Source organism: Actinophytocola gossypii (assembly GCF_025165815.1).
Classification (GTDB): Bacteria; Actinomycetota; Actinomycetes; order Mycobacteriales; family Pseudonocardiaceae; genus Actinophytocola; species Actinophytocola gossypii.
This window is the reverse complement of sequence record NZ_JAFFZE010000010.1, coordinates 306,208-320,642: the sequence shown is the minus strand read 5'-3', so window position 1 is coordinate 320,642 and position 14,435 is coordinate 306,208. Positions and strand designations below refer to the sequence as shown.

Genomic DNA, 14,435 nt, shown 5'->3' with positions numbered 1-14,435 from the left:
CGGCGTCCTCGAGGTCACCTTCAGGGCGTGCCCTGCCGCTGGGAGAAGACGGTGACGCCGACCGGGGGCAGGCCCACCACGCTCGCCATCAGGTCGCAGAACGCCTCGCCGTGCGGGACGAGGTTCGCGTCCACCGGGGTCCAGGACGCGCGGAGCTCGAGGTCGTCGGTGCGGGCCGGGCCGGAGATGTCGCCGAACCGGGCCGAGGAGGTGTCGGTGACGGTTCCGCCCAGCGCCGTGTACTCCGCGCCGGTGGCGGCCAGCGCGTCGGTCAGCCAGGACCAGCCGACCGTCGGCAGCAGCGGGTCGTCGGCCAGCTCGGCGTCGAGCTCGGCCCGGACGTAGGCGACCAGGCGCAGCACGCCGTCCCAGGACTCCGGGCCCTCCGGGTCGTGCAGCAGGACGAGCCGCCCGGTGGCGAGCACGTCCGCCGGCCCGTTGACCTCGGCGGTGATCGCGTAGGCCCACGGTGCCAGGCGTTGCGGTGCGCGCACCACACCGAGCTCCAACTCCGGCCGCGGACGCAGCGACTTCAGGGCTGCGACGGCCTGAGTGAACAGTTCGGGCGGTGCCGACGTTCTGGTCACGACTCGTAACTGTAAGACCACCCGAGCTAGTGAGCGTGTACGCCGCGCCGGAGGTCACCGTGATCTTCCTACGTACCCAGGGTGGCGGGAGGTCAAACCAGGGCCGCCGGCGCCCCGTGGCACGATTCGTGTCGTTATGACTTCCGTGCCCGATGCCGCCCCCCGCACCACCACAGCGCCGCTGCTGGTGGCCGCCGCGGGTGGTACCCCCGCCCGCGTCCCGGTCTGGTTCATGCGCCAGGCGGGTCGGTCCCTTCCCGAGTACCGCGAGGTCCGCAAGGACATCCCGATGCTGCGGGCGTGCTTCACCCCCGACCTGGTCCGCGAGATCACCATGCAGCCGGTCCGCCGGCACGGCGTGGACGCGGCGATCCTGTTCAGCGACATCGTCGTGCCGCTGGTGGCCGCCGGGCTCGACGTCGACATCGTGCCCGGCACCGGCCCGGTGGTGGCCGAGCCGGTGCGCACCAGGGCGGCGGTCGACGCCCTGCCCGAGCTGCACGCCGAGCAGGTCGCGCCGGTCGCCGAGGCCGTCCGGCTGCTGCGTGCCGAGCTGGGCGAGACACCGCTGATCGGGTTCGCCGGCGCGCCGTTCACGCTGGCGTCGTACCTGATCGAGGGCGGTCCGAGCCGCCACCACGAGCGCACCAAGGCGCTGATGCACTCGGAGCCGGAGACCTGGCACGCGCTGCTCGGCGCGCTGGCCGGCATCACCAGCACGTTCCTGGCGGAACAGGTCGCGGCCGGCGTGCAGGCGGTGCAGCTGTTCGACTCGTGGGCCGGCGCGCTGTCCGAGCGGGACTACCGCGAGTTCGTGCTGCCGCACTCGACCCGCGTACTGGACACGGTCCGCGAGGTACCGAAGATCCACTTCGGCGTCGGCACCGGCGAACTGCTGCCGGCCATGCGCGACGCCGGCGCGGACGTCGTCGGCGTCGACTGGCGGGTGCCGCTCGACGAGGCGGTGCGCCGGCTGACCGTGCCGGGCCGGCCGGCGCCGGTGGTGCAGGGCAACCTCGACCCGGCGGTGCTGCTGGCCGACTTCGACGCCGTGGAGCGCGAGGTCCGGCGGATCGTGGCGGAGGGCCGGGCGGCCGGTGGGCACGTGTTCAACCTGGGCCACGGGGTGCTGCCGGAGACCGACCCGACCGTGCTGACCAGGGTCGTGGAGCTGGTGCATAGCCTGGAGCCGTGAGGCATGTCGTTGTCGTGGGTGGGGGCGTGTCCGGGCTGGTGGCCGCGTACCGGTTGCGTGCGCTGCTCGGGCCGGACGCGCGGATCACGCTGGTAGAGCAGGCGAACCGGCTCGGCGGGAAGCTCCGGACGGTCCCGGTCGGCGGGGTGCCGACCGATGTCGGGGCGGAGGCGTTCGTCCTGCGCAACCCGGCGGCGGCGGCGTTGGCCGGGGAACTGGGGCTGGAGCTGATCCACCCGGGGCCGGCGGGGGCGACGGTGCGGGCCGGTGGACGGACGGTCCGGCTGCCGAGGCGGACGTTCCTGGGCGTGCCGGCGGACGCGGGCGAGGTACGCGGGGTGCTGTCGGCGGACGGGGCCTCGCGGGTGGCGGGGGAGGCGTCCCTGCCGCCGCTCGAGCTGCCGGCGGACGGGGATCGCGCGGTGGGTGAGGTGCTGGCGGAGCGCTTCGGCCGCGAGCTGGTGGACCGGCTGGTCGAGCCGCTGCTGGGCGGGGTGTACGCGGGCCGCGCCGACGAACTGGGCCTGCGCGCGACGATGCCCGCGCTGGTGGCCCGGCTGCAGGCCGCCGGTGGCTCCTTGACGAGGGCGGCGGCCGGGATTGTCGGCGGGACGGCGAGCGGACCTGGGGGCGGGGCCGGGTCCGGCGGCGAGCGGCGACCGAAAAGCCCTGAAGGTGACCTTCGAGACGCCCAACGTCCTGAAGGTCACCTCCAGGGCACTCGACCTCCCGTGTTCGGCGCGTTGCGGGGTGGGATGGGCGTGCTCGTCGACGCGCTCGCCAGGGCGGCGCGGGCCGACGTGCGGCTCGGGTACCCGGTGCGGGAGCTGGCCCGGGAACTTGACGGGTGGCGGCTCGAGATCGGCAGCCCCGGACGGGCCGAGGTCCTGCACGCGGACGCCGTCGTGCTCGCGGTTCCGCCGCCAGCGGCCCGGCGGCTGCTCGAACCGGTCGCACCCGAGGCGGCCAGGGGGTTCGCGGGCATCGAGGTCGGCTCCATGGCGGTGCTGAGCATGGTGCTGCCCGACACCGTCACCCTCCCCGACAGCAGCGGCGTGCTGCTCGCCGTCGGGCAGCGGCACTCGGACGGGACGCCGTTCACCGCCAAGGCGTTCACCCACACGAGCGTCAAGTGGGGCTCCGCGCCGGTGCGGCTGCGGGCCTCGATCGGCCGGGTCGGCGAGACCGAGCTGCTTCGGCGGGACGACCAGGAACTGCTCGCCGGGGTACTCGGCGACCTCCGGGAGTTGACCGGGATCGACGCCCGCCCGCTCGACTGGGTGATCACCCGATGGGGTGGGGGCCTGCCGCAGTACGGCGTCGGGCACGTCGCCGCCGTCGAGGCGATCGAACGGGCCGTCGCGGCGGTGCCGGGGCTCGCGGTCGCCGGTGCGTCGTTCCGCGGTGTCGGCATCCCGGCCTGCGTGGAGACCGCCACCGCCGCCGCCGAGCGTGTCGCCGCGCACCTTCTGGAGCACACCGCCGCGCGCTAGTGGAAACATGGGCACATGGCCCGCCTGAACTACGCCGAGCTCAACGACAAGATCGTCTACACCATGTGGTCGGTGTTCCGCGCCGAACCAGGCCGCCTGGAGGACCGGGACGCCGCCGCCACCGAGGCGCAGCAGTACCTGGACGCCCTCGGCGACAAGGGGGTCACCGTCCGCGGGGTGTACGACGTCGCCGGCCTCCGCGCCGACGCCGACTACCTCGTGTGGTGGCACGCCGAGGAGATCGAGCAGCTGCAGGCCGCGTACAGCGGGTTCCGCCGCACCGCGCTCGGCCGCGCGTCGACCCCGGTGTGGAGCCAGGCGGCGCTGCACCGGCCGGCCGAGTTCAACAAGAGCCACCTGCCCGCGTTCGTGGCCGGCGAGCCGGCGCGCAAGTACGTGTGCGTCTACCCGTTCGTGCGCTCGTACGAGTGGTACCTGCTCCCCGACGACGAGCGTCGCGGCATGCTCGCCGAGCACGGGCTGATGGCGCGCGACTACCCGGACGTGCGGGCGAACACGGTGCCGGCGTTCGCGCTCGGTGACTACGAGTGGATCCTCGCGTTCGAGGCGGACGCGCTGGACCGGATCGTCGACCTGATGCGGCACCTGCGGGGCAGCACCGCGCGCCGGCACGTGCGCGAGGAGATCCCGTTCTACACCGGGCCGATGGTCGCGCCGGCCGAACTGGTCGCGAACCTGCCCTGAACGTGGACGCGCTCGCCGCCCTCTGGCAGGAGGTGACCGGTGAGCCGTTGCCGCCGGTCACCTTCACCGGCGACGAGCACGTGCTCCCCGGCCGGTACCGGGTGGCGCACGCGGCCGCCGTCTGCGTCGCCGCCACCACCCTCGCGGCCGACGCCGGCTCGAAGGTCCACATAGGACACGCGGCGGAGGCGTTCCGCAGCGAGCGCCACCTGCGCCCGCCGGCCGACCTGTGGACACCACTGTCCGGCGACTACCGCACGGCCGACGGCTGGGTTCGCCTGCACGCCAACTACCCGCACCACGCGGCGGCGATCCTCCGGGCGTTGGGCGTGCCAGAGGACGGCGTCCGCGCCGAGGCGGCCCGCAGGCGGGCGGTCGACGTCGAGGAGTCGGTACTGGCCGAAGGCGGCGCGGCGGCGGCGATGCGCACCCGCGAGGAGTGGCTGACGGACGGACCGGGCGCCGCGATCCGCACGGAACCGCTGGTGGCGATCGAGCGGATCGACGAGACGGGACAACGGGACTCGGTCGTCGGCGCGCAGCGACCGGCGAACGGCCCGGGACCGGCGGCGTTGGCCGGGGTGCGGGTACTCGACCTCACGCACGTCATCGCCGGGCCGGTGGGTGGACGGGCGCTCGCCGCGCACGGGGCCGACGTCCTGCACGTCGGTGCGGCGCATCTGCCCGTGCTGGAGCAGCTCGTGCTGGACACCGGGTTCGGCAAGCGCTCGTGTCATCTCGACCTGCGTGCCGAGCCCGATCGGTTGCGCGCCTTGGTTTCCGGTGCCGACGTCTTCCTACAGTCCTACCGGCCCGGTGCCCTGGCCGCCAAGGGGTTCGGGGCGCGGGACCTCGCCGCCATGCGGCCGGGCATCGTCGTCGTCGAGTTGGCCGCGTACGGGCACACCGGGCCGTGGCGGGATCGGCGTGGGTTCGACAGTCTCGTCCAGATGTCCTGCGGGATCGCGGCCGGCGACCCGCCGGCGCCGCTGCCCGTGCAGGCGCTCGACCACGCGACCGGGTGGCTCGCCGCGTTCGGCACGATCGCGGCGTTGCGGCGGCGGGCCACCGAGGGCGGCTCGTGGCGCGTGCGGCTCTCGCTCGCCAGGACCGCGGAGTGGTTGCACGACCTGGGACGGCGGGACGACGTCCCGGTTCGCGAGGTCGACGTTCGGCCGTTCCTCGACGAGACCGACAGCGACTTCGGCCGGCTCACCCATCTCCGGGTGCCGGGGGCGCGGATCCGGCCGGCGGGGCCTCGCCGGCCGGGCCGGGATCCGGCCGAGTGGTGGTGAACTCCGCGATGCGGGCCTCGATGCCGTCGAGGATGGTGTCCAGACCGAACGCGAGCGCGTGCTCGGGGCTCTGCGCCGCGTCGAACCGCGCGCCGACCGCGCCGCCGACCCGCGCGGACAGCACGAGCTCGTCGTCGACCATGACCTGTTCGAGGACCGGGGCGACGGCCGCCCACCACTCGGCGTCCGACATCCCGGACTCGGCCCTGGTCCTGGAGACGTTCCGGTGCGCGCGGGCGGTGCTGTCGACGTGGCTGAGCACCAGGGTCAACGCGGCGTCCATCTCGACGTCGGGCAGGCCGATCCCGTCCAGCGGCCGCAGCTCCGTCTCGTACTTCCGGCTGAGGTTCGGCCCGAGGGACGGCCGGGCGGAGCGGATGTCGAACAGCCACGGGTGTCGTTCGTACAGGGCCCAGTTCCGCGCGGCGACGAACCTCATCGCCGCGCGCCAGTCACCGACGCGGGTCGCCGCCTCGACGTCGTTGTCGTAGAGCTCGCCGTAGACCGAGTCGACCATGAGCGCGGTGAGGTCGTCCTTGCCCGGCACGTGCCCGTACAGGGACATCGCGCCGACACCCAGCCGGTCCGCCACCTTGCGCATCGAGACGGCGTCGAGCCCCTCGGCGTCCGCGAGTTCGATGCCGGCACGGACGATCGCGGACACGGTGAGCCCGGAGCGCCCCGGGCTGGGGTGGTGACCCCACAGCAGGTAGATGGTGCGGGCCAGGTCCGGGGCGCCTCGAGGCACTGGTGAACCTCCAACGGTACGGTGTACGGTACAGCGTATGGCGAACGAGACGACCATACCGCTGCTGCCCTGCCGGTCGATCGACGACATGGCCGAGTTCTACGAGATGCTGGGATTCACGCAGACCTACCGTCAGATCCGTCCCAACCCCTACGTGTGCGTGCGGCGCGAGGACGTCAACCTGCACTTCTTCGGCATGCCGGAGTTCGTTCCGGCGGACTCGTACGGGACCTGCGTGGTGCTCGTCCCCGACACCGGAGCGCTGTTCCGGGCGTTCGCCGACGGGATGCGCGCGGCCCACGGCAAGCTCCTGGTCTCCGGGATCCCCCGGATGACCCGGCCACGCAAACGCAAGAACGCGGACGACCTGTCCGGGTTCACCGTCATCGACCCCGGCGGGAACTGGATCAGGTTCATGGCCGACAAGGCCGAGCCCTCGGCTGAGGAACCGGCCGAGGAACCGGCCGGGGGCAAGCTCACCTCGTCCCTGCGGAACGCCGTGGTCATGGGCGACTCCCGCGGCGACGACGGCCAGGCCGTCCGGATCCTGGACACCGCCCTTCGCCGCGACCGGCACACCGCGGCGCCCGGGGAACTGCTGGAAGCCCTCGCCTACCGCGCCGAACTCGCGGCGAGGACCGACGACCAGGCAGGCGTCCGCGCCTTCCTGGCCCAAGCAGGCGAGGTCCCCCTCACCGATGCCGAACGAGCCGCGTACGCCGAGACGCTCACCAGCCTCGACGACCTCGCGGCCACCCTCGCGGAGTGAGGGCCCGCGGCCGCACACGCGACCGCGGGCCCGGAAACTCACCTGAGGTCGTACGCGTCCACGATCGTCTGCTTCAGCGTGTTGCCCTCGCGGTCGGTCGCGGTCGCGCGCAGGGACACCGTCTCCGCGTCGGCCGGGTGGTGCAGTACCGCCACCAGCTTCAGCAGCACCGGCACCCGCTGCCACGACGCCCCGCCGTCATAGGACACGTCGACGCGCAGCGACCGGGGCCGCGCCCGCTCGCCCGACTCGTCCTGCACCGTCAGCGGCACCAGGTAGGACCGGCCGGCCGGGGCCGCGTTGTTCTCGTCGAGCCTCGGGGTGAACCGGACGGTGTTCAGGTCGACCGCGGTGGGCTCGCTGCCCTCGGCGTGCTCAGAGGTGAACGTCCACTCCGCCGTGACCGCCGTGGTCAGGTCGAAGATCGCCGGCCGGTGGGCCGTGCTGACCAGGCGGTACTCGCCCGGCTCCGGCGGCAGACCGGTCAGGTAGCCGCCGCCGGCCGGAAGCTCGCCGATCAGCTCGTCGCCCCGGTACAGCTTCGTCGACCCGGACTCCACCACCGAGAAGCCGGCGTGCCCGGCACCGTCGCTGAACAGCGGCACCGACACGGCCAGGTCGTCACCGACCCGGTACACCCACGGGTACTCGGTCTCCGGCAGCGCGGGCCCGAACACCGCGTGGTTGAACCGATCCTGGTACGTCCGGCCCGCCCGGTACGCCGTCGGCGGCGAGTCGAGGGACGAGATGCTGTCCCCCTCGGCGTCGGAGATCCACATGGTGCTCGCCCAGCGCACGCCGCCCTCGGTGCTGAGGTACTCGGTGCGCGAGCCGGGCAGTGCCAGCTCGCTGCCGAGACCGAACACGAACCCGGCGCCGGACGGCGGTTGCGGGAACATCGGCCGTGACGCCGTCGTCCCCTCGACCGCCTGCGCGAACTCGGCGCGCACGGTGGCCAGGTCGCCCTGCTCGACGTGCCGGGTGAACCCGGTCGGCATCCCGCCCTCGGGGAACCACGACAGCCCGTAGAAGTCGCCGTTCGCGCCGAGCCACTGGGTGTTGATCTTCGCGGTGAACCGGACGTCGGGCGACGCCGAACCGATCTGCCCGATCGACAGCGTGCTCAGGTCGTTGGTGAGGAAGGCGCTGCCGAACGAGCTGGTGTCGGTCGCCGCCTCGTACCCGAGGTCACCGAGGCCGAGGGTCACGTCGCCCGGCGGGGTGACCTCCACCGGTCCGGCCTCCCGCGCGTCGACGGTCACCGTGCGCTCCTGGTCCACCACCAGCCCCGGCTGCGGGAGCAGGTTGTAGTGGTCGCCGCCGGCGGTGAACACCATGTGGTCGGCGACGTACCGGCCCTTCGGCAGCCGCACCTCGACCGAACCGTCCTCGTCGTACGGGAAGGCGAACGTGTCGTTGTCCAGGCCGATCAGCAGCGTGGAGTACTCCCCGGTCGGCTGCCCGTTGTCGTCGAGGAAGTTCAGCGTGACGTCGTAGCTCTCCACCTCACGGGTGATCGCCACCGGCGTCCTGGTCACCGACTCGCCCGAGGTGGCGAGCACGGCGCCCGAGTACGCGCCGTCGACACTGCCGAGCGTGGTGTCGCCGGTGACCGACACGCTCGCCTCGCCGCCCGCGGGCACGGTGACCTCGTCGTCGCTCAGCGAGAACAGATCCGCCGGCGCGCCGTCCGGGCCGGTCGCCTCGACCGACAGCGCCAGCGTGACGTCGGTGTCGCCGAGGTTGCGGTAGGTGAGCTCCTTGGTCACCGGCTCGTCGTCGTCGTGCGGCCAGGCGACGGTGCCCAGGCTGACGTTCGTCGGCTCGGTCACCAGGGTCTGGGTCATCGCCGCCGCGACGTCGACGCGGCCGGAGCCCTGCTCGAACGCGGTCAGCGACTCGTGCGGGGTCGCCGAGCCGGTGAGCACGGCCTTGAGCTGCTCGCCGGTCCAGTCCGGGTGCTGCTGGGCGAGCAACGCCGCCGCGCCCGCGACGTGCGGGGCGGCCATCGACGTGCCGGACAGCGCGGTGTACCCGTCGACCACCGGCGGGCCGATGGTGCCGGCGGCGTGCAACGCGGCCACGATGTCCACGCCCGGCGCGGTGACGTCCGGCTTGATGCCGCCGTCACCGATCCGGGGGCCGCGGCTGGAGAAGTCGGCCAGCTCGTCGTCGCGGTCCACGGCGCCGACGGTCAGCGCGGCCTCCGCGCTGCCCGGCGAGCCGACCGTGCCCGCACCCGGGCCGGAGTTGCCCGCGGCGATCACGAACAGCGTGTCGGTCTCGGCCGACAGGCGGTTGACGGCCTCCTCCAGCGGGTCGATGTCCGCGGTGTCGCCGCCGCCGAGGCTCAGGTTCGCGACGTCGGCACCCTGCTCGGCCGCCCACTCCATGCCGGCGATGATCCACGACTCGAGGCCGCCGCCGAAGTCGTCGAGCACCTTGCCGTCCAGGATCGACGCGCCCCACGCCACGCCGCGGTACTTGCCCTCGGACTTCGCGCCGGTGCCGGCGACGATCGAGGCGACGTGGGTGCCGTGGCCGAAGTTGTCCACGTTGTCCGGCGCCTCGGTGAAGTTCTGCTCGGCGATCTCCCGGTCGGCGAGGTCGGGGTGGGTCTGGTCGACGCCGGTGTCGAGCACCGCGACCGTGATGCCCTCACCGGTGTAGCCGGCCTCCCAGGCGGTCGGAGCGCCGATCTGCGGCACGCTGTGGTCCAGTGTGGACGTTCGCTTGCCGTCCAGCCAGACCTTCGACACGCCGCCGGCGGTGCGCCTGGTCGCGGTGCCGTCGGTCAGCGCCTCCCAGGTGGTGCCGCCCTTCTCCGCCGTCATCGCGACGGCGTCGATGCTGTCCAGCGCCCGGGTGTCGGTGGCGCCGGCGACCCGCGGCGCGGCCCGATCCTCCGGATGGGTGACGATCAGCGGCACGCTGTCGCGGTGCGCGTCGTCGTAGCCGAACTCGATCAGCGTGGTGACGTCGAACAGCCGACGGTCCACGCGCCCGGTCGCGACGAGCCGCCGAGCGTCGGCCGGGATGACGTAGGTGTGGTCGTCGTGGGTGAACGCGGAGAACGACATTCCGTCGCGGCCCGGGCCCGGCCGCACGGATCTCGCCTGGCCGTCGTGCATGACGACCTGGTCACCGGTGATCAGGGTGACCGTCTGCACTGTCGAGTTGGCTGTGGTGTTGGCTGTTGTCTCCGGACTCGCGGCCGTTGACGGGGCCGCCGCGGCCGCGGGGGCGGTGGCGAGCACCGTCCCCAGGACCACGCCGCAGATCCCTGCTTTTCCGCCGATTCGCACCTGACACCTTCCGGTCGGGACTGGCGGCGCGGATCAGCTATACACAGGGCGTATAGCTGATTGCGTCTCGGGTGAGCAAGCCCCGACGCCCCCAGTCGTGCACGCACTGAACGTATCCATCACCTCACTGGGTGGCAATAGTCCGAGTGAACGACGCGGGAACCGTTGACTTTGAGTAGCCGATGGGCAACTCTTGACCTAATCATCGCAAGAATCGAGCAAACCCCTGCAAAACTCGTACAGATGAGAGCGACGCTATGAGAGCGAAGCGTTTCGTGTCCTGGCTGACCGCCGCGACCCTCCTCACCGGCGTGCTCGTCGCGACCGGTGCCACCACCGCCATCGCCGACCCGCACCCCGACGACCTGGCCTACGGCAAGCCGGTCACCGCGAGCAGCGCCACCGGGCCGGCGGCCAACGTGAACGACGGAAACCCCGAGACCTACTGGGAAAGCTCGACCGCGAAGCAGCAGTGGCTGCGGGTCGACCTCGAACGACAGGCGCGGCTCGGCACCCTGGAGCTGAAGGTGCCGGCCGGCTGGGACACCCGCTCCCAGGTGCTGACCGTGCGGACCAGCACCGACGGCGCCACCTTCACCACCGCGACCGGCTCGGCCACCCGGACCTTCGACCCCGACCGGGGCAACGCCGTCCGCCTCCCGCTCGCCGGTGTCCAGGCCCGCTACGTCGAGCTGGGCTTCCTCAACGACGGCGGCCGCGACACCACCCAGCTGTCCGACCTTCGGGTCTTCCCGGCCGAGGTGTCGACCACGAACCTGGCCCGGACGGCCACCGCGAACAGCGCGCTCGGCGAGTACCCGGCCGGCAACGCCACCGACGGCGACCAGGGCACCTACTGGGAGAGCGCCAACCACGCCTTCCCGCAGTGGATCCAGGTCGACCTCGGCGCGGTCGTCGCCACCAACCGGATGGTGCTGAAGCTGCCCGCCCACTGGGAGGCCAGGACCCAGACCATCGCCGTCCAGCGCAGCGAGACCGGCTCGGCCTTCAGCGACCTGGTCGCCGCCGCCGGCCACCGGTTCGACCCGGCCGGCGGCAACACGGTCACCATCGACTTCGGCCAGACCAGCACCCGGTACCTGCGGCTCGTCATCACCGCGAACACCGGCTGGCCCGCCGGCCAGGTCGCCGAGATCGAGGTCCACGGCCCGGCCGGCGGCGACACGCGGGCCCCGACCGCGCCCGCCGACCTCGCCTACACCCAGCCCGCGACCGGCCAGATCCGCCTCACCTGGGCCGCGAGCACCGACGACGTCGGCGTCACCGGCTACAACGTCTACGCCAACGGCACGCTGCGTACCAGCGTGGACGCGGACAGCCGCACCTTCACCGACAGCCAGCCGGCGAGCGCCACCGTCACCTACTACGTGCGGGCGGTCGACGCGGCCGGCAACGAGTCACCGAACAGCAACACGGTGACCCGCCAGGGCACCACCCAGGGCACGAACCTCGCCGAGGGCAGGCCGATCACCGCGAACGGGCACACCCACGGCTACGTCGCCGCCAACGCCAACGACGGCTCGCTGGCCACGTACTGGGAGGGCGGCGGCTACCCGAACGAGCTGACCGTGAGCCTCGGCGCGAACGCCGCGATCACGTCGGTCGTGGTGAAGCTCAACCCGGACCCGATCTGGGGCCCGCGCACCCAGACCTTCGAGGTGCTCGGCCGCGACCAGGACGGCGGTTCCTTCGCCGGCATCGCGCCGCCGGCCGCCCGCGAGTTCGACCCGGCGACCGACAACACGGTGACGATCCCGGTCACCGCGACCGCCGCCGACGTGCGGCTGCGGTTCACCGGCAACACCGGCGCCCCCGCCGGCCAGGTCGCCGAGCTCCAGGTCATCGGTGCCCCGGCGCCGAACCCGAACCTCGAGGTCACCGGCCTGACCTGGTCGCCGTCGACGCCGTCGGAGAGCGACGAGATCACCCTGTCGGCGACCGTCCGCAACAGCGGCGAACGCCCGGCACCCGCCACGACGGTCGGCTTCACCCTCGGCGACGACGAGGTCGGCACCACGCCGGTCGACACCCTCGCCGCCGGCGCGACCGCGACCGTCACCGCCGACATCGGCGCCCGCGAGGCCGGCAGCTACACGCCAGGCGCGACCGTGGACCCGGCCGAGCAGGTCACCGAGACCGACGAGTCCGACAACACGTTCACCAGCCAGAACGAGCTGGAGGTGACCGCGGTGCCGACCTCGGACCTGGTCGCCGCACCGGTCAGCTGGGCGCCGACCAGCCCGCGACCCGGCGCCACGGTGACGTTCTCGGTGGCGATCCGCAACCAGGGCACCGTCGCGTCGGCGAGCGGCGCGCACGGCGTCACGCTGACCGTCCTCGACGCGAACACCGGCGAGACGGTGCGCACGCTGACCGGCGCGCACGACGGCGTGATCGCGCCGGGCGCGGTGACCGGCCCGGTGCGCCTGGGTACCTGGCAGGCCGCCACCGGCCGGTACACCGTGCGGGTGGTGCTGGCGAACGACGCCAACGAGCTGCCGGCCAAGCGGGACAACAACACCAGCACGCACACCCTGTTCGTCGGTCGCGGCGCGAACATGCCGTACCAGATGTACGAGGCAGAGGACGGCCGCGTCGGCGGCGGCGCCACCGTCGTCGGTCCGAACAGGACGGTCGGCGACCTCGCCGGCGAGGCGTCCGGCCGGCGGGCGGTCACGCTGAACAGCAACGGGTCCTATGTGGAGTGGACGACGACGGCGCCGACCAACACCCTGGTCACCCGGTTCTCCATCCCGGACGCGCCGGGCGGTGGCGGGATCAACTCGACGCTGAACATCTACGTCGACGGGCGGTTCCACAAGGCGATCGACCTGACGTCGAAGTACGCCTGGCTGTACGGCAACGAGGCGAAGCCGGTCAACTCGCCGAGCGCGGGCGGCCCGAGGCACATCTACGACGAGGCCAACGTGCTGCTGGACTCGACGGTGCCCGCGGGCAGCACGATCCGGCTGCAGAAGGACCCGTCGAACGGCACCACGTACGCGATCGACTTCGTCAGCCTGGAGCAGGTGGCGCCGACCGGGAACCCGGACCCCGCGCGGTTCACGATCCCGGACGGGACGTCGCACCAGGACGTGCAGAACGCGCTGGACCGGGTGCGGATGGACCAGACCGGGAACCTGGTCGGCGTGTACCTGCCGCCGGGTGACTACCAGAGCCACACCAAGTTCCAGATCTACGGCAAGGCCATCCAGGTGGTCGGCGCCGGGCCGTGGTACACCCGGTTCCACGCGCCGTCCGGCCAGTTCAACACCGATGTCGGCTTCCGCGCCGACGCCTCGGCGAACGGCTCGGTGTTCTCCGGTTTCGCGTACTTCGGCAACTACAACGACCGGATCGACGGGCCGGGCAAGGTGTTCGACTTCGGCGCCCACTCCGGGTCGACGATCGAGAACATCTGGGTCGAGCACTTCGTGTGCCTGTTCTGGGGCATGAACACCGACAACATGACGATCAGGGACAACCGGATCCGCAACATCTTCGCGGACGCGGTCAACATGACGAACGGCAGTTCGGGGAACCTGGTCGCCAACAACGAGTCCCGGGCCACGGGTGACGACAGCTTCGCCCTGTTCAACGCCCAGGACGGCGGTGGCGGGGAGGTGACCGGGAACGTCTACGAGAACCTGACGTCGATCCTGACCTGGCGGGCGGCGGGGATCGCGGTGTACGGCGGGTACGACAACGTGTTCCGCAACATCTACGTGGCGGACACCCTGGTGTACTCCGGGATCACGATCAGCTCGCTGGACTTCGGCATCCCGATGAACGGCTTCGGCGCCGACCCGCCGACGAGGTTCGAGAACATCTCGATCGTGCGGGCGGGCGGCCACTTCTGGGGCGCGCAGACGTTCCCCGGAATCTGGGTCTACTCGGCGACGAAGATCTTCCAGGGGATCCGGGTGTCGAACGTGGACATCGTGGATCCCACATACAGCGGCATCATGTTCCAGACCGACTACGTGGGCGGCCAGCCGCTGTACCCGGTGGCGGACACCGTGTTCACCGACGTCACGATCAGCGGCGCCAGGAAGAGCGGCGACGAGTTCGACGCCAAGTCCGGGTTCGGCATCTGGGTGAACGAGCTGCCGGAAGCGGGGGAGGGGCCGGCCCGCGGCTCGGTCACGTTCAACAACCTGACGCTGCGGGACAACGCGGTCGACATCAGGAACACGACCGACACGTTCACGATCATCCGCGACTGACCCGGCAAGGGGGAACAGCGGTGCCGCCGGTCCTGCTCCGGCGGCACCGCCGTTTCCGGCTGACGAAGCGGGATCGTGTCGATCGTCTCCG

9 protein-coding genes are annotated in these 14,435 nt (G+C 72.3%); 6 read left to right on the top strand and 3 right to left on the bottom strand.

Features of this window, described 5'->3' with window-relative positions:
• Positions 1 to 20: 20 nt before the first annotated feature.
• Positions 21 to 587, bottom strand: coding sequence for a DUF3000 domain-containing protein (locus JT362_RS12685; RefSeq protein ID WP_260191333.1), 567 nt, complete (start codon positions 585 to 587; stop codon positions 21 to 23).
• Positions 588 to 723: 136 nt separating this feature from the next.
• Here JT362_RS12685 and hemE point away from each other — a divergent pair, with 136 nt between their 5' ends.
• The 4 genes from hemE to JT362_RS12665 are packed head-to-tail and all read left to right on the top strand — an operon-like array spanning position 724 to position 5,275.
• Positions 724 to 1,782 (top strand): uroporphyrinogen decarboxylase, encoded by a 1,059-nt coding sequence (gene hemE / locus JT362_RS12680; protein WP_260191331.1) that lies wholly within the window; start codon positions 724 to 726, stop codon positions 1,780 to 1,782.
• Complete coding sequence (hemG, locus tag JT362_RS12675; RefSeq protein ID WP_260191330.1) at positions 1,779 to 3,275, top strand: protoporphyrinogen oxidase; 1,497 nt, start codon at positions 1,779 to 1,781, stop codon at positions 3,273 to 3,275. Before hemE ends, hemG begins: the two co-directional genes overlap by 4 nt.
• A 15-nt stretch (positions 3,276 to 3,290) precedes the next feature.
• Positions 3,291 to 3,980, top strand: a complete 690-nt coding sequence (gene hemQ / locus JT362_RS12670) for a hydrogen peroxide-dependent heme synthase (RefSeq protein WP_260191329.1) — start codon at positions 3,291 to 3,293, stop codon at positions 3,978 to 3,980.
• A gap of 2 nt (positions 3,981 to 3,982) precedes the next feature.
• Positions 3,983 to 5,275 carry a CoA transferase gene (locus JT362_RS12665; protein ID WP_260191328.1) on the top strand — a complete coding sequence of 431 codons (1,293 nt, stop codon included), beginning with the start codon at positions 3,983 to 3,985 and terminating at the stop codon, positions 5,273 to 5,275.
• Here JT362_RS12665 and JT362_RS12660 read toward each other — a convergent pair.
• On the bottom strand, positions 5,193 to 6,023 hold the full coding sequence (locus tag JT362_RS12660; RefSeq protein WP_260191327.1) for a TetR/AcrR family transcriptional regulator: 831 nt from the start codon (positions 6,021 to 6,023) through the stop codon (positions 5,193 to 5,195). The two genes, JT362_RS12665 and JT362_RS12660, sit on opposite strands and share 83 nt — an antisense overlap.
• Before the next feature lie 37 nt (positions 6,024 to 6,060).
• Here JT362_RS12660 and JT362_RS12655 point away from each other — a divergent pair, with 37 nt between their 5' ends.
• On the top strand, positions 6,061 to 6,792 hold the full coding sequence (locus tag JT362_RS12655) for a DUF8817 family protein (RefSeq protein ID WP_260191326.1): 732 nt from the start codon (positions 6,061 to 6,063) through the stop codon (positions 6,790 to 6,792).
• Positions 6,793 to 6,830: 38 nt separating this feature from the next.
• On the opposite strand, the gene JT362_RS12650 is transcribed toward JT362_RS12655, so the two are convergent.
• The gene (locus tag JT362_RS12650) at positions 6,831 to 10,064 is read right to left on the bottom strand and encodes a S8 family serine peptidase (RefSeq protein ID WP_260191325.1); all 3,234 of its coding nucleotides are present in this window, start codon (positions 10,062 to 10,064) and stop codon (positions 6,831 to 6,833) included.
• Positions 10,065 to 10,354: 290 nt separating this feature from the next.
• Here JT362_RS12650 and JT362_RS12645 point away from each other — a divergent pair, with 290 nt between their 5' ends.
• Positions 10,355 to 14,344 (top strand): discoidin domain-containing protein, encoded by a 3,990-nt coding sequence (locus JT362_RS12645; protein WP_260191324.1) that lies wholly within the window; start codon positions 10,355 to 10,357, stop codon positions 14,342 to 14,344.
• Positions 14,345 to 14,435 lie beyond the last annotated feature (91 nt).